This window comes from Polynucleobacter sp. HIN9 (genome assembly GCF_030297635.1).
Taxonomy (GTDB): domain Bacteria; phylum Pseudomonadota; class Gammaproteobacteria; order Burkholderiales; family Burkholderiaceae; genus Polynucleobacter.
In genome coordinates this window covers 1-26189 of record NZ_AP028140.1, presented here as the reverse complement: position 1 = coordinate 26189, position 26189 = coordinate 1, and the positions used below count along the sequence as shown (strand labels likewise).

General features: G+C 47.0%; 26 protein-coding genes and 1 tRNA gene. 4 read left to right on the top strand and 23 right to left on the bottom strand.

The genetic code is table 11. The features are described 5' to 3' along the window. The first annotated feature begins 72 nt into the window (after positions 1-72). Positions 73-969: a 16S rRNA (cytidine(1402)-2'-O)-methyltransferase gene (rsmI, locus tag QUE62_RS00135; RefSeq protein ID WP_286226828.1), complete on the top strand. Its 897-nt coding sequence runs from the start codon at positions 73-75 to the stop codon at positions 967-969. Here rsmI and QUE62_RS00130 read toward each other — a convergent pair whose 3' ends face one another. Next, a complete protein-coding gene (locus tag QUE62_RS00130; RefSeq protein ID WP_286225429.1) occupies positions 970-1491 on the bottom strand; it encodes a c-type cytochrome in 522 nt (173 codons plus the stop codon). A gap of 99 nt (positions 1492-1590) precedes the next feature. On the opposite strand from QUE62_RS00130, the gene QUE62_RS00125 reads away from it, so the two are divergent. Continuing rightward, positions 1591-1666: transfer RNA gene (locus QUE62_RS00125), tRNA-Arg, on the top strand. 182 nt (positions 1667-1848) lie between these two features. Further along, the gene (locus QUE62_RS00120; protein ID WP_286227519.1) at positions 1849-2883 is read left to right on the top strand and encodes a fatty acid desaturase; all 1035 of its coding nucleotides are present in this window, start codon (positions 1849-1851) and stop codon (positions 2881-2883) included. A gap of 220 nt (positions 2884-3103) precedes the next feature. On the opposite strand, the gene QUE62_RS00115 is transcribed toward QUE62_RS00120, so the two are convergent. Then, positions 3104-3748 (bottom strand): MBL fold metallo-hydrolase, encoded by a 645-nt coding sequence (locus tag QUE62_RS00115; RefSeq protein WP_286223760.1) that lies wholly within the window; start codon positions 3746-3748, stop codon positions 3104-3106. A 44-nt stretch (positions 3749-3792) separates the two neighbouring features. On the opposite strand from QUE62_RS00115, the gene gcvH reads away from it, so the two are divergent. Further along, the gene (gene gcvH, locus QUE62_RS00110) at positions 3793-4185 is read left to right on the top strand and encodes a glycine cleavage system protein GcvH (RefSeq protein WP_286223759.1); all 393 of its coding nucleotides are present in this window, start codon (positions 3793-3795) and stop codon (positions 4183-4185) included. Here gcvH and priA read toward each other — a convergent pair. The 21 genes from priA to dnaA all read right to left on the bottom strand — a co-directional run bounded on the left by priA (position 4182) and on the right by dnaA (position 26059). Continuing rightward, positions 4182-6263, bottom strand: coding sequence for a replication restart helicase PriA (gene priA, locus QUE62_RS00105; protein WP_286226826.1), 2082 nt, complete (start codon positions 6261-6263; stop codon positions 4182-4184). The two genes, gcvH and priA, sit on opposite strands and share 4 nt — an antisense overlap. A gap of 263 nt (positions 6264-6526) precedes the next feature. Then, positions 6527-7636, bottom strand: a complete 1110-nt coding sequence (gene hemE / locus QUE62_RS00100; protein ID WP_286223757.1) for a uroporphyrinogen decarboxylase — start codon at positions 7634-7636, stop codon at positions 6527-6529. 6 nt (positions 7637-7642) lie between these two features. Then, on the bottom strand, positions 7643-8059 hold the full coding sequence (locus tag QUE62_RS00095) for a F0F1 ATP synthase subunit epsilon (RefSeq protein WP_108507563.1): 417 nt from the start codon (positions 8057-8059) through the stop codon (positions 7643-7645). Further along, positions 8059-9459 (bottom strand): F0F1 ATP synthase subunit beta, encoded by a 1401-nt coding sequence (gene atpD / locus QUE62_RS00090; RefSeq protein WP_286223756.1) that lies wholly within the window; start codon positions 9457-9459, stop codon positions 8059-8061. Before atpD ends, QUE62_RS00095 begins: the two co-directional genes overlap by 1 nt. Positions 9460-9496: 37 nt before the next feature. Continuing rightward, positions 9497-10366, bottom strand: a complete 870-nt coding sequence (gene atpG / locus QUE62_RS00085; protein WP_286261652.1) for a F0F1 ATP synthase subunit gamma — start codon at positions 10364-10366, stop codon at positions 9497-9499. Between the two features lie 11 nt (positions 10367-10377). Continuing rightward, positions 10378-11919 carry a F0F1 ATP synthase subunit alpha gene (atpA, locus tag QUE62_RS00080; protein ID WP_286223754.1) on the bottom strand — a complete coding sequence of 514 codons (1542 nt, stop codon included), beginning with the start codon at positions 11917-11919 and terminating at the stop codon, positions 10378-10380. A gap of 46 nt (positions 11920-11965) precedes the next feature. Further along, the gene (locus QUE62_RS00075; protein WP_286223753.1) at positions 11966-12502 is read right to left on the bottom strand and encodes a F0F1 ATP synthase subunit delta; all 537 of its coding nucleotides are present in this window, start codon (positions 12500-12502) and stop codon (positions 11966-11968) included. Beyond that, positions 12503-12973: a F0F1 ATP synthase subunit B gene (locus QUE62_RS00070; RefSeq protein ID WP_286261650.1), complete on the bottom strand. Its 471-nt coding sequence runs from the start codon at positions 12971-12973 to the stop codon at positions 12503-12505. Between the two features lie 52 nt (positions 12974-13025). Continuing rightward, positions 13026-13292: a F0F1 ATP synthase subunit C gene (gene atpE, locus QUE62_RS00065; RefSeq protein WP_286223751.1), complete on the bottom strand. Its 267-nt coding sequence runs from the start codon at positions 13290-13292 to the stop codon at positions 13026-13028. Positions 13293-13331: 39 nt separating this feature from the next. Then, positions 13332-14201: a F0F1 ATP synthase subunit A gene (atpB, locus tag QUE62_RS00060; RefSeq protein WP_286223750.1), complete on the bottom strand. Its 870-nt coding sequence runs from the start codon at positions 14199-14201 to the stop codon at positions 13332-13334. A 37-nt stretch (positions 14202-14238) separates the two neighbouring features. Then, positions 14239-14718 (bottom strand): ATP synthase subunit I, encoded by a 480-nt coding sequence (locus QUE62_RS00055; RefSeq protein WP_286261648.1) that lies wholly within the window; start codon positions 14716-14718, stop codon positions 14239-14241. An 83-nt stretch (positions 14719-14801) separates the two neighbouring features. Beyond that, entirely contained in the window at positions 14802-15710 is a 909-nt protein-coding gene (locus QUE62_RS00050) for a ParB/RepB/Spo0J family partition protein (protein ID WP_286261647.1), read from the bottom strand. A gap of 7 nt (positions 15711-15717) precedes the next feature. Then, complete coding sequence (locus QUE62_RS00045; RefSeq protein ID WP_286223747.1) at positions 15718-16488, bottom strand: ParA family protein; 771 nt, start codon at positions 16486-16488, stop codon at positions 15718-15720. Positions 16489-16493: 5 nt separating this feature from the next. Beyond that, positions 16494-17153: a 16S rRNA (guanine(527)-N(7))-methyltransferase RsmG gene (rsmG, locus tag QUE62_RS00040; protein ID WP_286223746.1), complete on the bottom strand. Its 660-nt coding sequence runs from the start codon at positions 17151-17153 to the stop codon at positions 16494-16496. Next, positions 17150-19069, bottom strand: coding sequence for a tRNA uridine-5-carboxymethylaminomethyl(34) synthesis enzyme MnmG (gene mnmG / locus QUE62_RS00035; protein ID WP_286261644.1), 1920 nt, complete (start codon positions 19067-19069; stop codon positions 17150-17152). The genes rsmG and mnmG overlap by 4 nt, the downstream gene beginning before the upstream one ends. 95 nt (positions 19070-19164) lie before the next feature. Beyond that, positions 19165-19956 carry a sulfite exporter TauE/SafE family protein gene (locus tag QUE62_RS00030; RefSeq protein WP_286223744.1) on the bottom strand — a complete coding sequence of 264 codons (792 nt, stop codon included), beginning with the start codon at positions 19954-19956 and terminating at the stop codon, positions 19165-19167. Between the two features lie 23 nt (positions 19957-19979). Further along, complete coding sequence (locus QUE62_RS00025; protein WP_286223743.1) at positions 19980-20207, bottom strand: DUF3717 domain-containing protein; 228 nt, start codon at positions 20205-20207, stop codon at positions 19980-19982. Between the two features lie 12 nt (positions 20208-20219). Next, on the bottom strand, positions 20220-20678 hold the full coding sequence (locus QUE62_RS00020; RefSeq protein ID WP_286227518.1) for an SET domain-containing protein: 459 nt from the start codon (positions 20676-20678) through the stop codon (positions 20220-20222). Positions 20679-20709: 31 nt separating this feature from the next. Beyond that, complete coding sequence (gene gyrB, locus QUE62_RS00015; RefSeq protein WP_286261642.1) at positions 20710-23208, bottom strand: DNA topoisomerase (ATP-hydrolyzing) subunit B; 2499 nt, start codon at positions 23206-23208, stop codon at positions 20710-20712. 35 nt (positions 23209-23243) lie between these two features. Further along, the gene (gene dnaN / locus QUE62_RS00010; protein WP_286261641.1) at positions 23244-24359 is read right to left on the bottom strand and encodes a DNA polymerase III subunit beta; all 1116 of its coding nucleotides are present in this window, start codon (positions 24357-24359) and stop codon (positions 23244-23246) included. A 248-nt stretch (positions 24360-24607) separates the two neighbouring features. Then, positions 24608-26059, bottom strand: coding sequence for a chromosomal replication initiator protein DnaA (gene dnaA / locus QUE62_RS00005; protein ID WP_286261639.1), 1452 nt, complete (start codon positions 26057-26059; stop codon positions 24608-24610). Positions 26060-26189 lie beyond the last annotated feature (130 nt).

Below are 26189 nucleotides of genomic sequence, written 5' to 3'. Positions count from 1 at the left end.
TCCCCAAATGCTGCTCCATATGGTTTCATTTCAATACATTTGCAGGGATAATTAATTCTAAAGGGGTTCTTCATGCTGGAAATACCATCACTCGATGCATTGCAAAAGCAAGACTTTCCAATCGCCAGTTTGTATGTCGTAGCAACCCCGATCGGAAATCTAGGGGATATCACACTAAGGGCGTTACATGTGCTGAACCTTGTCGACGGCATTGCCTGTGAAGACAAACGTCATAGCCTATTGCTTCTCAAGCATTATGGAATTAGCAAACCAATGATGGCCATTCATGAGCACAACGAACTTGAGGCATCAAAAAAACTAATAGATCGTCTTAAAGCGGGAGAGCGTTGGGCCTATCTATCAGACGCTGGCACCCCGGGAGTCTCGGATCCTGGGGCTCGTTTGGTCGCCGAAGTTCAAAAGAACGGTTATCGAACCATTCCCATTCCAGGAGCAAGCGCACTGACAGCAGTTCTTTCGATTGCCGGGGGTGTACTACAAGCAGCCCATGGGCAATTTCAGTTTCTTGGTTTTTTGCCTAGCTCAAAAAATGAGGTGGAAGAGACACTTCGTTTAATGATTGAGAGCCCGATTCCAACTGTGTTTTACGAAAGCCCCCATCGCCTAACCAAGACCTTAACTCGATTGAGTGAGCTTCTGAGTAATGATCGACGATTAATCATTGGGCGGGAGCTTAGTAAAAAATTTGAGAGTCTTTTTTTATTACGGCCCAACGAAATCTCGGCCTGGCTAGACAACCCTAATCACCTAAAGGGGGAATTTGTCTTTGTTCTTGAGGGCAGGGATCGCAAAATCGTCATTGAAAGCAATGCGCCTTTACGCTTAGCTCAATTGCTTAGCAAGCAATTGAGCAGCAAAGATCTCTCAGCAGTTTTGCAGTCGATGTATGGCCTACAAAAAAATGAGGCCTACGAACTTGCCCTTGCAGTGAAGAAGGGGGGCGAGTAATTACTTCGCTGGCTCTGCTGCTGGCGTAGGAGCGGGGGCCTTGGGCTCAGCAAATTTTCCACCCGCTGAATTCGCTAGATAAACAACCGATCGAGCAATTTCATAATCGCTCACATCTGCAGGACTTGCGCCGCCACGAGCGGGCATCGCGCCCTTGCCCTTCATAACCGATGCATAGAGCGCATCATAGCCCTTGGCGATTCTGCCACCCCAGGTAGATGGATCGCCATACTTGGGAGCGCCAGCAGCGCCCGAATTATGGCAAGAAGCGCACACTGCTTTGTAAACTGCCTCACCCGTTTGAACTTCGCGAGGAGCGCTTGCATCTTTGAAATTCAATTTACCAACTGGCTTGATCAAGGTCTCCGTACTCTTCTCTGAGGCCACATTTTCTTTATTTTTCCCACTGCTGACATAAACAATCAACAGGAAAATGATGATTAGGGGTACAAAAAAACTAGCAATTACCGCAATACTTAATTGCTTTGTATTTTTGATTAAATTACCGTGCTCTTCACTCATAATGGCTCGAAAAAAGGGTGGTTAATTAAGAATGCATTGAATTATACCGAGAGCAACCTGGTTTCAGGCACTTACAATACATACTGAATTATTTTGATTGCGCCCGTAGCTCAGTGGATAGAGTATTGGCCTCCGAAGCCAAGGGTCGCAGGTTCGATTCCTGCCGGGCGCGCCACTTTCATCATTCTGTAATACCGAAATCCCAAAAAACCACTATGATTCAAGGATCTTAAGAAAGTCACTGTGTCAGAGCTAAATAGCGCCCTCCAATCCAATCAAGTATTGGTTAATCCGGCACCCCTAAGCCCAGATCTTCCCCTTCCTCACCGCAAGGTTATTCGCTCATGGTTGAGCCCAATGACCGAGGGAAACACGGTTCGGGCCATTTCTCTTTTGATCCTAGATTCGTTCTTGTGGGTTCTTAGTATTGCCGCTACGGTTTACTTTGAGAACATTCTGATCAAAATTCTATTTGGTGTGATCGCCGGTTTTGTGACTGGACGAATCTTTATCTTGGGCCATGATGCCTGTCACCAGAGCTTTACCCCTCATCGAACCTTAAACAAAGTGCTTGGTCGGATTGCCTTCTTACCATCCCTTACCCCGTACAGCCTTTGGGATATCGGGCACAACGTAGTTCATCATGGACAAACCAATCTCAAAGGCTTTGATTTCGTTTGGGCGCCCCTTTCAAAATCAGAATATGACGCCCTTCCCAAATGGCGTCAATTTCTAGAGCGGCACTATCGGAGTGGTTGGGGGCCCATCGCCTACTATTTGATTGAAATTTGGTGGAACAAAATGTTCTTCCCCAATAAAAAATACCGCCCTGCGGACCGTTCTATTTTTCTAAAAGATAACCTTCTGGTGAGCGCATTTGCCCTGATCTGGATTGGGCTTTTGAGCTTTTTTGCCATCAACACGGGGCAATCTGTTCTGGTCGCATTGTTATGCGGCTTTGTCCTTCCTTATTTATTCTGGAACGGGATGATTGGGTTTGTAGTCTATGTCCACCATACCCACCCAGCAGTTTGTTGGTACGACAATAAATCAGAGTGGTTAAGGGCACAGCCTTTTGTATCGACCACGGTTCACTTGACCTTTGGTTTCTATTGGGGAGCCCTGATGCATCACATCATGGAACATACGGCGCATCACGTTGATATGAGCGTTCCCCTGTATAACCTTCCGGCCGCCCAAAATCGCCTGGAAACCCTTCTACCAGAGAGAATTATTGTTCAGCCGTTTTCTTGGAAGTGGTATTTTGATACCGCCAAAGCCTGCAAACTCTACGACTTTAATGAGAAAGCCTGGCTCGATTTTGATGGCAATAAAACCGCGAACTCCGTTCGGGTTCTGCTTACCCCCTCTAACAATGGGGAAACAAGGTAAAATAATGGTTTCGAGAAGATTTATCAGATTCCGTTATGACCACGTCAACCACTCCAACCCCTACCCAAGATACTTCTCCTAGCCTTAAGTTTTGCTCTTCATGCAGCCGGGAAAAAAGGCTAGAAGGGGGCACCTGGATCCCTACGAGCAATCGTAAACAGCGTTGGATTTGCGCAAGCTGCCTTTACAATCGCACACACCGCACTGGTTCAGCTAAAACCTAAGCCCTATCCCCAACATAGGGGTTATTTTGTCTCTCGCGGCCAAAAGTCGACATGGGGCCATGGCCTGGCACAAAATGTACATCGTTGCCTAAAGGCCATAACTTTGTTTTGATGGCGTGTATTAGGTCTGCGTGATTACCTTTTGGAAAATCTGTGCGGCCAATCGATCCAGCAAATAAGACATCGCCAACAAAAGCAAGGCGAGTAGGCTCGTCATAGAACACGATGTGCCCAGGCGTGTGTCCTGGGCAATGAAATACCTTTAATTCATGCTCTCCAAGAGAAACCGTATCCCCGTCGAGTAACCAACGATCCGGCTCAAAAGGTTCGGCCTCCCCAAAACCAAAACGGACGGTTTGCTCTGGAAGTTGATCAAGCCAAAATTTTTCAAGAGGGTGGGGGCCCTCAATGGGAACCTGCCATTTCTTAGCAAGCTCTTTCGCCCCAGCGCAATGATCCAAATGGCCATGAGTTAATAGGACTTTACGAAGTTTGACATTCAGCTTCGATAAGGCGTCTTCGATTTTTTCTAAATCTCCACCTGGATCAACAACTGCCGCCTCTTTAGTTTTCTCACAAAACACGATTGAGCAATTTTGCTCAAATGGGGTCACAGGAACAATTGAGAGCTTTAAGGTCATGTCGATATGATCAAATTCTTGGTTAGTGTCGTTAAAATATTCTAATGAATATTCCAAACGATCTTTTGTTTGCACAAACCCATGAATGGGTAAGGCATGGTGATGACGGTCAATATTGGGTTGGCATTAGTAATCATGCTCAAGAGGCCTTGGGGGATATTCTTTTTCTAAAGCTTCCTGAACCTGGGTCTTCATTGAAACAGGGTCAGGCTTGCGCTACGATTGAATCGCTCAAAGCAGCAAGCGATATTCATGCGCCAATTAGTGGGATCATTAGCGAAATTAATGTAGCGGCAGTAGAAAAACCAGAAAGCATCAACACCCAACCCTATGATGTTTGGCTTTTCAAAATTCAGACAAAAGATGAGGCGCTGTCTGTTAACGAGCTTGCGTTATTACAAAGCCCCGATCAATACGAGACTGGCGTTAGTGGCTAAATAAATAGCGGGTCGCGCTCAATTGACCAGCGCACTTTGCCCACTTTTGAAATTCGTCCGACTGACTGTTGCCGCAAATAATGCTCAAGCTCATTAAGCAGGGCTTGGAGCGGTGCCCGTTGACGCGACTCAATTAATAATTGTGAACGCTCCCATCCTCCTAGGCGAGCGATGGACTTCGGAACTGGATCAAAGACGGTGATTCCGGTTTGTAAATGAGCGGTTTTCTGCAAAAATTGTTTTGCATGATTTAGCCATGTCAATACTTCTTTCTTCTGCTTTGCTTCCGCATGCACTAACGCTTGATAACTAAATGGCGGCAGACCTGCCTCTTGACGAGCAGCCATTAAATGCTCCATGAATCCAGCTAGATCGAATGTTTTTATATATTGATACACGGGATCATCGGGATATCGAGTTTCAATCAATATCTGGGTGGACTCACCACTAAAACGCCCAGCCCGCCCAGCCACCTGAACAAGTTGAGCAAATAAATGTTCTGGCGCCATATAGTCATTGGAATACAACCTTGCATCGGCATCCAGAACACAAACTAGGCCGATATTTTGATAATCGTGCCCCTTCGCAAGCATTTGTGTACCAACAATAATTTGTGCTGAACCAGCATGTATCTCTTGAAACAGCGCCTCGGTCTTTTTGCTCGTGCGTGCAGTATCGGCGTCAACGCGTAGTACCGTTGCTTGTGGGAACAGTGCTTGTAATTGATCCTCGACTTTTTGGGTTCCCCTCCCGAGCGGCTGCAAATCAACATCACCACACCTTGGGCATCCTTGTGGAACAACTTTCATCAGGCCGCAATGATGGCAGCACAACATAGGCTTTTTAAAGTGCCCTAACTGTCGATGCATCACCATATAACTGGAACACTGGTCACACTCACTTAACCAATTACACGATGAACAACTAAGAACGGGCGCCAATCCCCGCCGGTTGATCAATATTAGACTCTGTCGACCTTTGTGAAGATTCTGTTCAAGCGCCCTGATCATTAAAGGACTGATGGTGATTGAACGCGAGGACTTACTAGGGGCTACCAGCTCGACATTGGGCATTTGAAAACCCCCGGCTCGATTGGTCAATTGAATTTCCTGATACCGACCTTCTTTTACTGCCTGCCAGGTTTGCGAGGAGGGGGTTGCTGAAACTAAAACAATTGGCAGGCGTTCGTTTTTAGCACGCCACACGGCTAAGTCGCGCGCTGAATAGGCCATACCTTCTTGCTGCTTAAAGGAGCTGTCATTTTCCTCATCGACCACAATCCCTACCAATTTTGGTAGGGGGGTCATAATCGATAGTCGCGTACCCAATACGATGCGGGCAAGCCCCGTCATTGCAAGGTACCAAGCAATGCCACGCTGCTTCTCCGTTAATCCACTGTGAAGAACGGCCAGAATCTCTTGGGGGAAATATTCTTGAATCCGCCTTTGTAATTGCGGAGTTAGATTAATTTCGGGCAGCATGATTAAAACTTGAGCCGCGGGGTCTTGCTTGAGCAAAGTTTCGATAAACGTAAGGTAAACGGCTGTTTTGCCACTACCGGTCACCCCGTTGAGAAGGAATGTATTAAATGTCCCCTGCTGATGGCCGTTTAGGATCTGAATTGCTTGTCTTTGATCATCATTGAGCTCCTCAAGAGAGAGTTTTTTCTCCTTGGCTTTTGATTCGGTTGCGTCCTTTGTTTTGAGATTTAAATAATCAAGTGGCTTATTCCAGTTGCTGGCAGTGCGCCACCATTTCGGTATCGCTGACACAATTGTTTCGCCAAGCCCATGAAGATAATATTGGGAAGCAAAATGCGCTAATTCCATCAAGCGATTATCGATCGGGTTTAGGGGCGCAATCTGAAGTACTTTCTTTAATTTTGAATCATTTAAATGAGAGTAAGTAGTTACTTCAATAACTATACCTGGTAGATTTGTTCGTCCAAAGGGAACCTCAACCAACATCCCGACCTGGGGTATGGCGCGAAGCGTTTCTTTATCCCATAGGTAATCAAAGGCCTCCGGAAGAGGCCGATCGACAACAACTTTAACGATGATTGGCGCTGATTGATTCAATAAAGTAGTGTATTGATTAGTCTGTGGATAACTTTGTGGACAACCGCTACTTAGGCTAATAAATAACAAGAGTGATAGCGGGCCCTAACTTTCTTATATCCATTGAAAATTAAAAAATATTTAACCAAATCAATAGCTTATAGGATAAAGTCAAACTATGATCTGCGGTATATTGATAATCTCCATGAAATCCAATAGACCGACACTATTTGTGCATAAGTCTACCCCTAAACCTACTGAAGCAAAGGGATAAAACGGGTTAATTAAGCCTTACGTAGATATTCTGAATACTCGATAACGGTCTTGGCCAGTACAGTTACGCTATCTGGATTTGTGAACTGAGAGATTCCGTGCCCCAAATTGAAAATGTGTGCATCAAGGGGGTGGAGGTCCGCCTTCAAAGCGGGAGCCTTGTTGAGGCCATCCAAGATTTTCTTGGCCTGAGCCTCAATTTGTTCCGGGTTAGCAAATAAAGCGAGCGGGTCAAGATTGCCTTGAAGCGCAATGGACTTATTTTTTTCGACTAAGCGAGCTCTTGCCTTGGCGACCGACATTGTCCAATCGAGCCCAATCACATCAGCTCCAGATTCTGCCATGTCATCGAGCCACAGACCGCCGCCCTTAGTAAAAATAATGATTGGCACCTTTTGCCCATTTAATTCCTGAGGAAGCTGGTCAATCACCTTACGCATACTTGCCAATGAGATTTCTTGGTACCAACCATCAGGCAATAACCCACCCCAAGTATCAAAAATCATGAGCGCCTGAGCGCCTGAGCGTAATTGTTCCGTCAAATATGCAGCTACCGATTGAACGTTAATGTCGAGAATGTGCTTGAGCAAATCCGGGCGATTAAACATCATGGTCTTTGCATGTCGAAAATCATCCGAACCTGAGCCATCTATCATGTAACAAGCTAAGGTCCATGGACTGCCCGAGAATCCAATTAGCGGAACGCGCTGCTTGCCGTCTTGGATCAACGATTTCCTAATTTGGGCCACCGCATCAAACACATATTGCAGTTGATGAAGGTCTGCAGGCCTTAAATTTTTAACAGCCTCCTCCGTGCGCAAGGGGTGAGTAAAGCTTGGGCCTTCGCCCGCAGCAAACTGGAGGCCCAAACCCATCGCATCAGGGATGGTCAAAATATCAGAAAACAAAATGGCCGCATCTAAGGGATAGCGGTCTAATGGCTGTAAAGTAACCTCTGTTGCATACGCAGGATTTTTAGCAAGGCCCAAAAAACTACCAGCCTTTGCACGCGTTGCATTGTATTCAGGTAGATACCGACCTGCCTGACGCATGAGCCACAAAGGGGTGCGGTCTGTTTTTTGACCCAAACAGGCCCGAAGGAAGCGATCGTTTGCTAACAATTGAGCTTACTTCTTACGACGCAAGCGCGCAATTGCAGCCAATTGAGCTGCGGCCATTGCAAATTCAGACTGGGCGTAGGCAATATCAAAATCACCGGCACGATTTTGCATGGCTTCTTCAGCACGCCTTTTTGCCTCAAGCGCCTTAGCCTCATCCAGATCATGGCCACGGATTGCGGTATCAGCCAAAACCGTAACGCAATCTGGCTGAACCTCTAAATAACCGCCGGCAACAAAGACAAACTCTTCATCGCCATCCGCCTTTTCAATTCGCACCGAACCAGGCCGAATGCGAGTAATTAAAGGGGTGTGGCCATGCAGAATTCCAAGCTCACCTGATTCGCCTGGAAGGGCTACAAATTTAGCCTCGCCACTAAAAATTGACTGCTCTGCACTCACGACATCAACATGAATGGTTGCCATTAGAGTTTCTTCGCTTTCTCAATGGCCTCATCAATTGAACCAACCATATAAAAGGCCTGCTCTGGCAAATGGTCAAGTTCACCACTAACAATCATCTTAAAGCCACGAATTGTCTCTTTTAGTGGAACGTATTTTCCAGGTGAGCCGGTGAAAACTTCAGCAACGTGGAAAGGCTGGGACAAGAAACGCTGAATCTTACGAGCACGGGCAACAGCTAACTTATCTTCGGGAGAGAGCTCGTCCATACCCAAAATCGCAATGATGTCTCGCAATTCTTTATAACGTTGCAAGGTCATTTGCACACCGCGCGCAACTTCATAATGCTCAGCTCCCACCACCTGCGGGTCAAGCTGTCGGCTTGTTGAGTCCAAAGGATCAACCGCCGGATAAATACCCAAAGCTGCGATGTCACGGGATAACACGACCGTGGAATCCAAGTGCAAGAAGGTAGTGGCTGGCGATGGATCGGTTAAGTCGTCAGCTGGAACATAAACGGCCTGAATCGACGTAATCGAGCCTGTTTTAGTTGAGGTGATTCGCTCTTGGAGCTTTCCCATCTCTTCAGCCAAGGTGGGCTGATATCCCACAGCGGATGGCATTCGGCCTAATAGAGCGGATACTTCGGTACCCGCAAGGGTATAGCGGTAAATATTGTCAACGAAGAACAGAATGTCACGGCCTTCGTCACGGAATGCTTCAGCCATTGTCAGGCCTGTTAAAGCGACACGCAAACGGTTGCCTGGGGGCTCGTTCATCTGACCAAAAACCATGGCCACCTTATCGATCACGTTTGACTCTTTCATTTCATGATAGAAGTCGTTACCTTCACGAGTGCGCTCACCGACTCCCGCAAACACCGACAAACCGGAGTGTTGTTTTGCAATATTGTTGATGAGTTCCATCATGTTCACGGTTTTTCCAACGCCCGCGCCACCGAAGAGTCCGACCTTACCACCTTTAGCGAATGGGCAGACGAGGTCAATCACCTTAATACCGGTTTCAAGCAAATCCACCGATGGCGATAACTCATCAAACTTTGGTGCGGATTGATGAATGGAGCGCCGCTCTTGGGTCGCAATTGGACCGGCGTCATCGATCGGACGACCTAATACATCCATGATGCGGCCCAAGGTTGCGGGGCCAACTGGTACAGAAATTCCCGCGCCGGTCGCCTTCACCTCCATGCCCCGACGTAGGCCGTCACTAGCGCCCATCGCAATCGCGCGAACCACGCCGTCGCCAATTTGCTGTTGAACTTCAAAGGTCAATCCTTTTTCGGCAAATGAAGCCTCATCGCTTTCGACCAAAGTTAATGCGTCATAGATATTGGGCATCTTATCTCGGGGGAACTGAATATCCACCACCGCACCAATACACTGAACAATATTTCCGATGCTCATCACATTTCTCCGCTATTTAATCTTTAAAAATCTTTACTTAAACCGCCGCCGCTCCGCCGACGATCTCGGAAAGCTCCTTGGTAATCGCTGCTTGACGGGTTTTGTTATAAATCAGCTGCAATTCACCGATCACATTCTTTGCGTTATCAGACGCGGCTTTCATGGCCACCATCCTCGCTGATTGCTCTGACGCCATATTCTCTGCCACCGCCTGATAAATCAACGCCTCAATGTAGCGCTTCAAAAGGCCATTCAATACTGATTCCGCATCAGGCTCATAGATGTAATCCCAACCATGGCCTGTATTTGCTCCTTGGCTTAAGTCGTCAGACTCAAGCGGCAAGAGCTTTTCTAAGACTGGCTCTTGTTTCATGGTGTTGATAAATCGGGTATAGGCCAAATACACCGCATCCACCTCGCCGCGCTCAAATGCATCAAGCTGTGCAGTAATTGCACCGATTAAGCTATCCATATGCGGGGTGTCGCCCAACAAAATAGATTGAGATAAAAGCTTAGCCTTGGTTCGGTTTAAAAATTGCAAGCCCTTTGAACCAATTGCAGTGAACTCAACAGAAATATTCTTCTCGCCAAAGTCCCGCATCTGATTCGTGACCAAACGAAGGACGTTGGTATTTAAACCGCCGCACAATCCCTTATCAGTGCTTACTAAAATCAGGCCCACCTTCTTAATCTCACGCACAGCCATATACACCGGACGGTATTCTGGATTTGCTTTTGATAGATTGGCGGTGATTGCCCGAATTTTTTCAGAGTAAGGTCTTGCTGAGCGCATGCGCTCTTGAGCACGCCGCATCTTGGAAGCGGCGACCATTTCCATCGCTTTAGTGATCTTGCGCGTATTCTGAACGCTCTTGATCTTGGTGCGTATTTCTTTTGTGCCGGCCATGATTGCCTATCTTAAAAAGTGCCAGCGCGTTTAAAGTCTTCAATGGCAGAGCGAAGAGCAGCCTCATCGTCTTTACTCAAATCTTTGGTGTCCTCAATGCGGCCAACCAAATCAGCGTATTTTGACTTTAAATGCTCGTGCAGACCCTTTTCGAATGGCAGAACCTGTTTAATCTCTAAGTCGTCAAAAAAGCCATTGTTCACTGCATATAAGGAGGCGGCCATTTGCCATACTTGCATGGGCAAATACTGGGGCTGCTTTAGCAATTCAGTAACTCGACGACCGCGCTCTAATTGCTTACGGGTTGCTTCGTCAAGATCGGAAGCAAATTGGGCAAAAGCTGCTAATTCACGATATTGGGCAAGGTCTGTACGAATACCACCCGATAATTTTTTAATCACTTTGGTTTGTGCCGCGCCACCTACGCGCGATACTGAAATACCGGCATTAATTGCTGGACGAATACCTGCATTAAACAAATCAGTTTCTAGGAAGATCTGACCGTCCGTAATCGAAATCACATTGGTTGGCACGAAAGCCGATACGTCGCCAGCTTGGGTCTCAATCACCGGCAAAGCGGTTAAAGATCCCGTTTTTCCTTTAACGGCGCCGTTGGTGAATTTCTCCACATAATCTGCGTTCACGCGGGCAGCGCGCTCTAACAAGCGGGAGTGTAAATAGAAAACATCGCCAGGATATGCTTCGCGACCTGGGGGACGACGTAACAAAAGAGAAATTTGACGATAAGCAACCGCCTGCTTCGTTAAATCGTCATAAATAATCAGGGCATCCTCACCGCGATCACGGAAATACTCGCCCATCGTGCAGCCGGCATAAGCCGATAAATACTGCATCGCTGGGGACTCTGACGCGCTTGCCGCAACCACGATGGTGTATTCCATCGCACCAAGCTCGGTCAACTTGCGAACCACGTTTGCAATTGTCGACGCCTTCTGACCGATCGCAACATAAATACAGAAAACGCCCTTACCCTTTTGATTGATGATGGCATCGACAGCAACGGCGGTTTTACCAGTTTGACGATCGCCAATAATGAGCTCGCGTTGACCGCGACCAATTGGCACCATCGCATCAATCGCCTTTAGGCCAGTTTGCACCGGCTGACTAACCGATTGACGTGCAATCACGCCGGGAGCAACTTTTTCAATAAAGTCAGTCAGCTTAGTATTGACGGGGCCCTTGCCGTCGATAGGCTGGCCGAGAGCATTAACAACTCGACCGAGGAGCTCTGGTCCAACGGGAACCTCAAGAATACGGCCAGTACATTTAACGGCATCACCTTCTTTAATATGAGTGTATTCACCCAATACCACGGCACCGACGGAATCGCGCTCTAGGTTTAATGCCAAACCAATGGTGCCACCAGGAAACTCAAGCATCTCACCTTGCATGACCCCAGATAAACCATAAATACGACAAATGCCGTCGGTTACCGAAATCACGGTTCCCTCGTTACGAATCTTTGAATCAACGCCTAATTCGTTAATTCGGCTTTTGATCAGTTCGCTGATCTCGGAAGGGTTTAGTTGCATCAATTACTCCTAGATATAAATCGAATATTCTTAATAAATCCCTGCGTTAAGCAATCAACCGATCGTGCATATGGCTAAGCTGTGCTCTCACGGAGCCATCCAACACCTCGTCGCCCACTTGGACACGAACGCCGCCAATTAAATTAGGATTGATCACCACCGTTGGGCGTAATTCTTTTCCACCAAAACGTTTTTTTAGGGCGGAGAGCAAATCATTTAGTGCGGCGCCCTCGAGAGGAAAGGCCGAGGTAATGAGAGCTTCTGCGGCACCCTCGCTTTTGTTTTTCATCGCCGAAAACTGCTTCGCAATCTCGGGCAAGACGATGAGGCGATGATTATTCGCTAAAAGCTTAATAAAAGAGCTAATTGACTCATCGGGTTTTGATTTAAGAAAACCTAAAACTAGCTTAGCAAGCTCGTCAGCACCTAATTTTGGGTTGCTAACAAGCGTTAGAAGCTCGTTGTTTTCTAAATATCTAGCAAGCTCATTGAGCTGCTTTTCCCATGATGACAAATCATTTGGCTTGGCGCTTGCAAACAAGGCCTCAGCGTAAGGGCGGGCAATGGTGGCAATATCAGCCATTTATAGTTCTGCCTTTAGTTGGTCAAGCAATGCAGCATGCGCTTTGGGATCAACCTCGCGTCGTAAAATTTGCTCTGCACCTCTGACAGCTAAGCTGGCGACCTGATTGCGTAACTCGTCACGAGCCTTACCGACCTGTTGCTCCGCGTCAGCCTTAGCCTGGACAATAATCCTAGCTGCTTCCGCCTGGGCATTCGCCTTAATTTCTTCCGCCGCTAACTGAGCGCGCTTTTCAGCTTCTGCAACACGCTGAATACTTTCTTGACGAGCAGAGCTCATAGCCTCTTCTGCCTTTTTCGTCGCATTCTCAAGATCTAATTTTCCCCGCTCAGCGGCGGCAAGACCTTCTGCCACTTTAGCGGCTCGCTCATCAAGCGCCTTCACCAATGGGGGCCACACAAAACGAGCCACGACCCACCATAAAACGAAGAAAACGATCATTTGCGCGAATAGAGTCGCGTTTAAATTCACGATATTCCTTTCAAAACTTGTTGCAGTAATGGGTCATCGACCCACAACTAAATTACTTAATAACAGCAAGCAATGGATTGGCAAATGCGAACAACATCGCAACACCAACACCGATCAGGAAGGCCGCGTCGATCAAGCCGGCCAATAAAAACATTTTGGTTTGTAATGGCTCCATGAGCTCAGGCTGGCGAGCACAAGCTTCAATATATTTTCCACCCATTAGGGCGATACCCAAACAGGCTCCGATTGCGCCTAGGCCAATAATGATGCCGATTGCAATGGCGGTTAATCCTTGAATGTTGGCGAGAAATTCTTGCATGTTGCTAACTCCTAAGTTTAAGTGTGTAAAAAATAAAAATTAATGATGGCTGTGCGCCTGACCAATGTAGACCAATGTCAACATCATAAAAATAAAGGCCTGCAAAAGGATGACCAAAATATGAAAAATGGCCCAAGCAGATCCTGCAATCACATGCCCAACCAAGCCAAAAACACTGAGGTCAAGACTAAAGGTCCAGATGCTACCGAGCAATGCGATTAACAAGAACAGGAGCTCACCTGCATACATATTGCCAAAAAGTCGCATCCCAAGAGAAACGCCCTTGGCAACAAATTCAATCATGTTAAGAACGAGATTAAATGGGGCTAAATACCACTTCGCACCAAAGGGGGCTGAAATCAATTCGTGAAGGAAGCCGCCAACGCCCTTGATCTTAAAACTGTAGAAAAAAACCAGCAAAATAACAGCAAAGGACATTCCCAAGGTTGCGTTCAAATCCGTAGTGGGTACTAATTTGTGATGCGGCACGTGCACGCCAAAATTTTCTAAGAAGTGGTTAAATCCAACCACCCAATCCACCGGCACCAAATCGAGCGCATTTAACAAAATAATCCAGCAAAAAACGAGCAAAGCCAAAGGTGCAATATAGCTACGGTCTCCATGAACAATGGTTTTTGATTGCGTCTCAACCATGTCGACCATCATCTCTACAAATGCCTGAAAGCGCCCTGGAACACCAGAGGTTGCGCGTCGAGCAGCAATCAATAAAAAAGTGACCACAATCAGGCCCATCAAAATCGACCAAAACAAGGTGTCAAGATTAATAACACTAAAGTCAACGACGGAGCTCTGCGCACCACCGATATTGTTTAAATTCTGTAAATGCTCGGCAATATATGCGGTCGGGGTTAGAGGCTCTGTTGATGCCCCGTGTGCTGCGCTAGCCATTTCTAGATCATTCCTTCTCTACGCCAATTAAAGCTGCTCACCGCAACACCCACGCCAACCAATAGCTCATTAGCGTAAGCACGTATGTGACCAGCAACGGTAACCACTGCAGGTTGGGAATAACAAGTGCTACCCCCAAAAACAACCCGATTGTTAAGGCGATCTTCATCAGTTCGCCAGACACAATCGCCGACAACATTCTTCCAGGGCTTGGGTTTTTCATGCTTCGCGACATTCGAACGCGCAGAGCAAATACCAGTACCGGAAAAAATCCGATAAACCCACCCCAAAAAGCCGAATAAGTATAAAGGGTTCGCCCCTCCATCGGATCTGCAAATATTGACCAAAAAAGGATGCAAATACCGGTCATTAGCAGCTGAATACGCACAACTAGCCACGGCGAAATCGTTGCAAATGCCTTTTTATTGTTGCCAAAAAGGGCTTTTGCCTCGTCTCGACTGAGGGTTCGATACACATCTACTTCTTGATCGTCCTCTTCCCAAGACCGGGATTGCATTGATTGATCTTTTTTGGGAATCAATTAAGCCTCAAGATTTTAGTATTTACCCTAGTGAAGGTCAATTGTTTTAGACACTTTTATTAAGAATGATCCTTAATTCCCAGTTTTTTTATCAGCGAATCAAGCTCATCAAAGTGGCTAAAGTAAAAGCGTAACTCTCCGCCCCTTTTATTGGTCTTAAAAACAGCCTCTAGCCCAACTAAATCAGCCAGAGCTTGAGCAAGGCGTTTGTAATCTTGGTCTTGGCTGATTAAGTGCTTCTTTTTTCCCTTTGTGGGAGTATTTCGGGATAAATCGCCCGCAGCCAGGGCCGCCGAACTCGCCAATCGCTCTGCCTCACGAACTGAAAGGCCTTGGGCAACAATTTTTTGGGCCAAGGCAACTTGGCTTGCGCCCGGCAGGGACAAGAGCGCCCTTGCATGGCCCATATCCAAATCACCAGATAAAAGCATCGCTTGAACCGCTCCGGAGAGTTGCGATAGGCGAAGCAGGTTAGTAATGGCGCTTCTCGATTTACCAACGGCTTTTGCGGCCTGCTCATGAGTAAAGCTGAATTCATGAATCAGACGAGATAGTCCTCGCGACTCTTCTAGGGGATTTAAATCCTCCCGCTGCATGTTCTCAATGAGGGCAATCGCAGCTGCGGCCTGGTCGTCGACCTCTAAGATTCGTACGGGCACCTCATCAAGACCCGCTAGTTTTGCAGCTCGAAATCGTCGTTCACCCGCAATAATTTCGTAGCGACCACCTTCAATTTCACGAACCAAGAGGGGCTGCATCACACCGCGCTCTCGAATACTGTCAGCCAATTCTTTTAGTGGCTCATCAGCCATAATGGTTCGAGGCTGATATTTACCCGCCTGCAAACGCTGCAGTACTAGCGACTGCAGTGCCTTGTCGGCAACAGGGTCCGCATCGCCCGCCTTGCTACTAGCACTCAATAACGCGTCAAGGCCGCGCCCCAATCCCTTTTTCTTATTCACACCCATTGTTCACCTACATCGTTTTAATTCGTTGAACCATTTCACCCGCAAACTCAATATAGGCCTGAGCGCCTCGAGATGATTTGTCAAAAATTACGCCCGGCAAGCCAAATGAAGGGGCCTCGGCTAAGCGCACATTACGAGGAATAATGGTCTTAAACACCTTGTCGCCAAAATGTGAATTGAGCTGCTCTGAAACCTGTTGCTGTAAGGTAACCCGGGTATCAAACATAACCCTTAGAAGCCCAATGATTTTCAAGTCTGGGTTTAAGTTGGCATGAACTTGTTTAATGGTATTAACCAAATCAGAAAGTCCCTCTAGAGCAAAGTATTCACACTGCATGGGGACCACTACGCCATTAGCTGCGCATAAACCATTTAGGGTCAACAAAGACAGCGCGGGAGGGCAATCAATCAATATGAAATCGTATTGATCAGCAACCTCATTTAATGCGTTTTTTAGTCTTGCCTCCCGACCCTCCAAATCAACCAATTCAACCTCGGCTCCGGCCAATTCGCGATTTGCAGGCAAAACACTGTAACCAGATTCTTTTGCGAACTGAATTGCTTCGCTTGCAGAAGCCATTCCGATCAGCACGTGATAAACGCCGCTTGTGATCGTCGACTTATCAATTCCTGAGCCCATGGTGGCATTTCCTTGGGGGTCCAAATCCACCAAAAGCACGCGCTGTCTCTGGGCAACCAGTCCGGCGGCCAGATTAACTGCGGTAGTTGTTTTTCCAACCCCGCCCTTTTGATTTGCGATGCAAAAAGTTTTAGCCATAGTAACTATTGTTGGTACTGAAAAACCAAGAGTCGGCGATCAAGAGTTTGCCCGGGCAAGGATAATTCACACTCCTCAAGTAGCGTCCAGTCTTTGCTCGATACCTCAGAAATTTCCTCTTCGCTTTGTTGACTCTTCATCGCAAATACAAACCCCGATGATTTTAATAAAGGGGCTGAAAGGTCTAGCAGTTTATGAAGACGCGTAAATGCTCTTGCAGTAATGGCATCAAAAAATGCCCGGTGGGTCTTGGCCACATTTTCAACACGACTTGCCATAATTTGAAGATGACCTAGGCCCAAACCGCCACGAACATGCTGTAAAAATGCGGCCTTTTTCTTGCTTGACTCAATCAAACTAAAAAACCATGTGGGCTGAAGGATTGCCAGCGGAATGCCCGGCAAGCCGCCCCCCGACCCCAGGTCAGCAATTTGAATCGGCGCCCCACTGGTCCGCGAGTGAGCCTGTAAATATCGCCGCAATATCGGCAAAACGACAATTGAATCAATAAGATGCAAATGAAATGCGGCCTCAGTCTCATCAATAGCGGTGAGGTTATGGACCCGATTCCAGCGTAGCAGCTCGCCTAAAAAATATTGCATTGCAGCAGCCTCCTCCGGGGAAAGGCCGGCCGCCTTTAGGCCCTCACCAACCTCAGGGCTCATGACACTATTTGGGTTTTGCCAATACCCTTTTTTAAGTGGACCAAAAGCAAGGATATGGCGGCCGGCGTTACCCCTGAAATTCGCGATGCCTGGCCTAAGGTTTCCGGTTGATGCAAATTCAGCTTTTGCCAAACCTCAACTGACAGGCCCTTAACCAAGGAATAGTCCAGGTCCCCAGGCAAACGAAGTGTTTCGTAATGCTCATGTCGCTCGATTTCAACGCGTTGGCGCTCAATATAGCCCTCGTATTTAATGGAAACCTCTACCTGATCAAAAACCTGGCGCCCCAAATGAGGGTCTTCAAGGCTTGGGGAGTCCTGCACAAAAACCGGATCAACTTTCATTAACGAGCGGTAATCAACCTCGGGTCGTCTTAAGATCTCTGCCAAGCTACACTCATGCGCCAAGGCTTGCCCAAGAAATGCCTCCAGTTGTTGAGCGGTGTGATGCTTTGGCCCAACCCGGAAGGAGCGTAAGCGCGATGTTTCACGTGAAACATGCTCCTGCTTTCGTTGAAAAAACTCCCACTGCTCATCACCCACCAGACCAAGGCCTCGTCCAATTTCGGTAAGCCGCGTATCGGCATTATCCTCCCGCAAACTCAAACGATATTCGGCGCGGCTAGTGAACATGCGATAGGGCTCTTGCACGCCCCTTGTAATTAAATCGTCAACTAAAACACCAATGTATGACTCGCTTCTCTTGGGCAGCCAGGGCTCCTGGTCTTGTGCTGAAAGGCTTGCATTAATACCCGCCAGCAGGCCCTGGGCCGCAGCCTCCTCATACCCAGTTGTTCCATTAATCTGCCCGGCAAAATATAGGCCATTAATCGCCTTGGTTTCTAGGCTATGCTTTAGCTGCCGCGGATCGAAATAGTCATACTCAATGGCATATCCTGGGCGGACGATATCAGCACTCTCAAGCCCACGAATGCTGTGAACCAGAGCCATTTGAACATCAAATGGCAAGCTCGTTGAAATTCCGTTCGGATAAAACTCGTTGGTTGTTAAGCCCTCTGGCTCTAAGAAGATTTGGTGGCTCTCTTTAGCAGCAAAGCGATGGATTTTGTCTTCAATCGAAGGGCAATAGCGCGGGCCAACCCCCTCAATGACCCCCGTATACATCGGCGAACGGTCCAATCCGGAACGAATAATGTCGTGCGTTTGGCTATTAGTATGGGTTATCCAACAGGGCGCCTGGGGCGGGTGCTGTTCGGGTCTGCCCATAAACGAAAAACATGGAATAGGATCTAAGTCTCCGGCCTGCTCCTGCATTACTGAGAAATTAATGGTCCTACCATCAATGCGGGGTGGAGTTCCGGTTTTTAAGCGCCCCTGCGGTAATTTCAGCTCTTTTAGACGAGCGGAAAGGGTGGTTGCAGCAGGATCTCCAGCCCGGCCACCACTATGGTTCATTAGGCCGATATGAATTTTTCCATCCAAAAAAGTGCCCGCGGTTAATACAACACTTTTTCCTTCAAACTGGAGGCCGCTTTGGGTTCTAACCCCACGAACCCGATCTCCAACCACAATCAAATCATCAACGGCCGCCTGAAATAGGGTCAAGTTTGCTTGGTTCTCGAGGCGCCGACGAATCGCAGCCTTATATAGAATTCGATCGCCCTGAGCCCGGGTTGCCCGAACCGCTGGGCCCTTGCTTGAGTTCAAGATCCGAAATTGAATGCCAGCCTCATCGGTTGCGACCGCCATGGCTCCGCCCAAGGCATCAATCTCTCTTACTAGATGACCCTTGCCAATACCCCCGATTGAAGGGTTACAGCTCATTGCCCCAAGTGTTTCGATGCTGTGGGTAATTAATAAGGTGTTTGATCCTCTCCGAGCAGACGCAAGTGCGGCTTCGGTTCCTGCATGACCGCCGCCGACCACAATCACATCAAATTTCTTAAAATAAAACATGGATTTGCCCAATTAGGGCGTTGATCATAGCATTTTTACTGTTTCACGTGAAACAATCCGGTGGCCGGGGATACAAAAAAATTTAAGTTGTTGATTTAATTGGAAAAAAATGCTGAGTAGGTCGATCGAGCGATAAGGGCTAACACCACAATTAAGAATATTTTCCGAACAAATTGGCTGCCATGCGCAATCGCCAACATGCTTCCCACCTGACTGCCAAGAATATTGGCCACCATGAGGCTCAAGCCGAGGGGCCAATCAATGAAACCAAGACTTGTAAGCATGATGATCGTGGCCAGATTAGTGGTGACATTAACTAATTTGGTCGCGGCAGATGCGTGCAGAAAGTCAAAGTAAAAGATTCGGACAAAAGCGAACAGAAAAAAACTTCCGGTTGCTGGGCCAAAAAATCCGTCATAAAACCCGATGACCAAGCCCATCGCCACCGCCTTAGGAGCCTCGTAGCGACCTATTTTGTGGGCGGGGCGATTCTCAAGGCCCATGTTCGGGGCAAACCAGGTGTAGGCCAACAAAATCGCCAACATAAATGGCAAAGCCTTTCGAAGAGGCTCGGGCGGAAATACACTTACCGCCAGAGCCCCCAAAAGCGCCCCAATAAAACCGGCAACAATGGCTGGGCCCAAGATATTCCAAGGTAACTTTGCATGACGCAAATAGCGCCTTGCTGCGTTGATAGTTCCGCCAATCGAGGAAACCTTATTGGCGCTCAGAAGCGTTGCTGGATGAGTGTCTGGGTAGGCAGCAAATAAAGCTGGCACCTGTATTAATCCTCCACCACCAGCAATTGCATCAACAAAACCCGAAGCAAACGCAGCCACTAAAAGCAAAAGCCATAAATATGAACTGAAATCGACTACGGTTTCCATGGCTTGGCTTAAGAAATTGCCAATTATTTAGTCTGCGACTTCCAGGCCACAAACTTGGCAAACGATTCTTTACTAAGCTCGTCGAGCATATCAAGCGGAATTCGTTGTGCGCCCTGGATAATCATGAGTGCATAAGGCTTTGCTAACGCACTAGCCTCTTTAGACAAAATCAGTTCATCGCCGCGAGAGGGTGACTGGGAGCGCCAATAATTAATGGCGGCCTCTAACTCTTGAATGGAAACGAAGAGCATGTCGACAACCGATCAATCGATGTCGAGCATCGTGCCTCGGCACTTTTTATGGCCACAATAACAGGCATATTCCTTCAGTAACTTTTTGGTTGGCTTTTCGTCTAAATTTAAGGAATAGTCATAGAAAAGCTCTTCGCCGGGAAGAAGCTTGCGTTTTGCAAAAATAAATACGCGCCCCTCGCCGTCGACCGAAATTTCGTCTGCCTTGCAATTTGGTTTACAGGAGTGGTTAATCCAGCGCGCCGCATTACCGCCAACATTCGCATCAATGACCCGACCGTCTTCCAAAGAAAAATAAAAGGTGTGGTTCGGTTGTTCTGGATCATGTGGATGGCGACGCAGAGCCTCCTTCCAGCTAATCCGCTCCCCAATGTACTCAATGATTGCCGAGCCCTTTGGAATTTCTTTTTTTACAAAAACCCCACGACCGTGGATTTTCGAGTTTTTAACGGCAATGGATGATTTGGCCACGGTTTTCGGGGCTTTGTTATTTTTCATGAGGCTAGATATCTAAATTGCGTGCGATTAAAGCATTCTTTTCAATAAAAGCACGTCGAGGATCAACCTCATCGCCCATTAAAGTTGTAAACACCTGATCGGCCATGATGGCGTCTTCGATTTGTACGCGCAACAGTCTTCTGGTGCTTGCGTCCATTGTGGTTTCCCAGAGCTGCTGGGGATTCATTTCACCCAAGCCTTTATACCGTTGACGACTAATCGAGCGCTCGGCCTCGGAGAGAAGCCACTCAAATGCTCCGCGGAAATCAGCAATCACACTCTCTTTGTTGGATTTCTCGGGATCTCCGCGCCGCACGCGGCTGCCCGGGGGAACCTTCCCGGCAAGCGATAGGGCGGCATTCATTAGGCTTTGATAATCATCGCTTGCCACAAAGTCAGAACTAATCACCGAGATTTTTAAATTACCATGGACTCGTTTAGATAACAGCAGTCGATAGCGCTCGGTTCTCTCTTCCTTTTGAACCACAATATCGGTGGGAATCGATAAGAGATTTGCGTTTTGTGAGAATGCCTCTTGTAGGCGACGGGCTGAATCGTTGGCTAGGGCTTCTGTATCAAAATTGAGGGTTACGCCCGCGGCAACCGCTCTGAGGGCATCTTCGTCCATCGTTCTTGATAATCGGTCAACCACTGCTTGAATATTTTGATAGTGTTTTGCAAGATCCTCTAGCTCTTGGCCAACGATCTTCTCACCTGTTGGGGTCTCAATAGAGGCTTGCTCAAGCGCAACCCTAAACAACAATTGATTTAATTCAGCATCATCTTTAATGTACTGCTCGCTCTTACCAAACTTCACTTTATAAAGAGGGGGCTGAGCTATATAAACATGTCCGCGCTCAATTAGTTCTGGCATTTGGCGGTAAAAGAAAGTTAGGAGCAGGGTGCGGATATGGCTGCCATCTACATCGGCGTCGGTCATGATAATGATGCGGTGATAGCGCAATTTATCGGCTTTGTATTCTTCGGCACCAATGCCGGTACCCAAAACCGTAATTAAGGTAACCACCTCTTGGCTTCCTAGCATCTTGTCAAAACGCGCTTTTTCCACATTTAGAATCTTGCCCTTTAGCGGTAAGATTGCTTGGAACTTTCGATCGCGCCCCTGTTTGGCCGAGCCGCCGGCAGAGTCTCCCTCGACAATAAACAACTCCGATTTGGCGGGGTCCTTTTCTTGGCAATCGGCAAGCTTGCCCGGTAGACCAATGCCGTCGAGCGCCCCTTTGCGACGGGTCATCTCACGAGCCTTACGTGCAGCCTCGCGCGCCTTTGCGGCATCCACAATTTTGCCGCACAGGATTTTTGCATCCTGTGGTTTTTCGGCTAAATATTCTGCAAGTGCCTGGGCTACTACCTCCTCGACAGGACCCCGGACCTCACTTGACACCAACTTATCTTTGGTTTGGCTTGAAAACTTAGGTTCCGGAACCTTCACCGAAAGAACGCATGTAAGGCCCTCGCGCATATCATCGCCAGAAATCTCGACCTTTGCTTTTTTCGCAATCTCATTTTCATCGATATATTTATTGATGACACGAGTCATTGCCGCGCGTAGCCCCGTTAGATGTGTGCCGCCATCGCGCTGAGGAATGTTGTTGGTAAAACATAAAACTTGTTCGTTGTATCCATCATTCCACTGCATCGCAACCTCAACGGTGATTTGGCCACCCAAATCCGATGGGCGCTCAGCAAGCGCATGGAAAATGTTTGGGTGCAAAACAGTTTTGGTTTGGTTGATGTACTCAACAAAGCCCCGCACACCGCCAGAAAAAGCAAAGTCCTCTTCTTGGCCGCTACGCTGATCAACAAGACGAATATGAACGCCGTTATTTAAGAACGAAAGTTCGCGTATTCGTTTTACAAGAATTTCATAGTGATACTCAATGTTGCCAAAAATCTCTTCATCTGCAAGAAAGTGAACCTCTGTGCCTCGAAGATCCGTTTCACCTGTTATTGAAATTGGGGAAACCTCAACCCCGTTTTCTGTTTGGATGTTCCGGTTTTGAACAACGCCGCGCACAAACTCCATGTGATGAATCTTGCCGTCACGTCGAATGGTTAAGCGCAGCCATTTTGAAAGGGCGTTTACACAACTAACTCCAACGCCATGAAGCCCACCTGAGACCTTATAGGAATTCTGATCAAATTTGCCACCCGCATGAAGTTCTGTCATTACGATTTCTGCGGCGCTACGTTTTGGCTCATGCTTATCATCAAACTTAATGCCGGTTGGAACACCTCGGCCATTGTCGATAATTGAAATAGAGTTGTCGGTGTGAATCACAACCGAAATTTCGGTACAGTACCCTGCTAGAGCTTCATCAATTGAATTGTCAAGAACCTCAAATACTAGGTGATGTAAGCCCGTACCATCGGAGGTATCACCAATGTACATCCCCGGACGCTTACGAACCGCCTCTAAGCCCTCTAATATCTGGATCGAAGAGGCGCCATATTGCTCGTTAGTTTGATTTTCTAAAGACATGAGTTTTCTTCTTTGAACTTATTGGGCATCAAAACTTAAATGCGCATTGGCATTACAACGTATTTAAACGCCTCTGATCCGGGTAATGTAATAACAGCACTACTGTTAGCATCACCAAGACTGATTTGAATTTCTTCGTTTTTAATATTAGCCAAGACATCAAGAAGATAGCTAACGTTAAACCCAATCTCAACGGCGTCGCCAGCATAATTGGTTTCAATTTCCTCTTGGGCCTCTTCTTGCTCCGCGTTTGTAGACTGTATCGTAATTTTGTTAGTTGTTAGTGAAAAGCGAACACCTTTAAACTTTTCGGTTGTCAAAATAGCCGCCCGCTGCAACGCTGCCTGCAAAACTTCACGATTTACAGAAAGTGTATTTTTGTGCCCCTTTGGAATTACTCTCTGATAGTCTGGAAACTTACCCTCGACCAACTTCGAGATTAATTCGATATCCCCAAAAGTGAATTTGATTTGATTATTGCTAATACTAATGTCAACCGCCTCGTCTGTATCCAGCAACAAATGTTGACACTCTAAAATCGTTTTACGAGGAATAATAATTTCTTGTTTTTGACCATTTCCTGTGGGGCTCGCATCAAGCTCGGTGTGGCTATAAGCAAGACGATGACCATCGGTTGCAACCGCAATCAAATCCTTGCCATCCACAACTAAAAGCATTCCGTTTAAGTAATAGCGTATATCTTGCTGAGCCATTGCGAAATACACTTGACTGATGAGTTGACGGAATTTTCTTTGACTCATCCCCCAGCTTGTCTGAGCTTCAGAGTGGGTTTGCATCACAGGAAATTCGGAGGCGGCTAAGGTTTGAAGAGAAAACCGGCTCTTACCACTTTGCACCACCATTTTGTTATCTTTAAGATTAAGGCTTACAGGGCCCTCCGGTAGAGCTCGCAAAATATCTAAAATTTTTCGAGCGCCAACTGTTGTGGTGACATCATCATCACCAACCCCAAAATTCGCCTTAGTCGTAATTTGTATTTCGATATCGGTAGAAACAAACGAGACCGAAGACCCCGTCTTTTTAAAAAGTAAATTCGCCAAAATTGCTAAGGTATGACGGCGCTCAACAATACCACTAACCACCTGTAATGGTTTTAGCAATTCATCTCGGGTAGCGTTGATTAGTTGCATTGTTTTTAAATTCCTTTTTATATTTATATCGTAGTAATAATAAGGCCGATTTTTTCTGTTGATAAGTTAAATTTTATAGTGAAATCAGGCTCTTTTTGAGAAAAATTGGTGTGGATAAGTTCGGTATAAGGTATGGATAAATTGTGAACAAGGGTTTGGTTCAAAAAAGACAAACTGCTTATTCACAAACTTATCAATCACCTATTAACAGGGTTATCCCATTTGCCTTCCACAGGCTTATCCACAGGCTAGTTTTTCAAACTCTGCTCAAGGACATGCAGTTCGTGGTTAAGGTGAGAGTCGTGTTGGCGCTCCTCAGCAATTTTGCGAACCGCATGCAAAACCGTAGTATGGTCTCTGCCGCCAAAAAGTTCACCAATTTCAGGCAGACTTTTTTGGGTTAGCTCCTTGGCAATAAACATCGCGATTTGCCTGGGTCGGGCAATATTGGCGGGCCGCTTTTTGGAGTACATGTCGGCAACCTTGATGTTATAGAAGCTGGCAACCACTTTTTGGATACTTTCAACCGAAATTTGGCGGTTCTGAATTGATAAAAGATCCTTAAGGGCGCTGCGGGCCACCTCAATATTGACTTCTTTGCCATGAAAATGAACGTAAGCCAAAATTTTTCTTAGTGCCCCCTCTAGCTCCCGAATGTTGGAGCGTAGGTGTTTAGCAACAAAAAATGCAACATCCTCACCCATTGGAATGCCTTCGGCTGCGGCTTTCTTCATCAAAATTGCTACTCGCATTTCAAGTTCTGGGGGTTCAATAGCGACAGTTAGTCCGGAATCAAAACGAGAAATCAACCGCTCATCGATGCCCTCCATTTCTTTTGGATAGGTATCGCTAGTAATAATGACCTGTGCCCCATTGCTAATGAGGGCTTCAAAGGCATAAAAGAACTCCTCTTGGGTGCGCGACTTGCCACCAAAAAACTGGATGTCATCAATTAACAAAAGGTCTAAGGAGTGGTAATAGCGCTTAAACCGATCAAACGCCTTTTGTTGATATGCTCTAACGACATCTGACACATACTGTTCGGCGTGTATGTACCGAATTTTGGCATCCGGCTTTTCTTTTAGAAGATGGTTGCCAATTGCGTGGATTAAATGGGTTTTTCCTAAACCAACGCCGCCATACAAAAACATTGGGTTATAAGATGCCCCAGGATTGTGGGCAACCTGAATGGAAGCTGCGCGAGCCAGTTGATTTGCTTTGCCAGTAACAAAGCTCTCAAAGGTTAGACCAGGATTCAGCTTGGAGTGTTCGCGGTCAGCAAGCGCGGCACCAAGGTTGGTTTCCGAAGCCTCATCAGGCTCAGCCCCCAAACCCTCAGCAATTAATGTGGGCCCTGTCGATACGGCGGTGCCAGCGGCGCCCTCAGTTAAACCTTCGGGGCGAAAGCCGGGACCAGGTATTTTGGTGATGTTTTTTGATGGATCGGCACCGAGTGTAAATTGAAGGTTAATCGGCCCCCCAAAATAAGAAGAGGCGATTTCATGGAGCCTTGTAGAAAAGGTCCGTTTGATCCAGTCAAGCTTAAAGGGGTTGGGCGCGCCAATTAATAGTAACCGCTCACTTTCGTCGTAACCCTTTATTTTAAGAGGTTGAATCCAGGTTTTGAATTGTTGTGGCGAGAGCTCTTTGGCCAGGGTTTCCAGAGCTAAATCCCAAAAACCTAAGGGATTTGGGTGCATAAGAAGGGGGGGTAGATCGGGTTTGCTCATACGAAATTAGGTATCGATTGTAGCCAGTGTTAAAAGTTATCCACAAGCAAAAGTACAGGGGATAAGCTGTGGATAAGTTGTGTGTAAACATAGTTTCTCT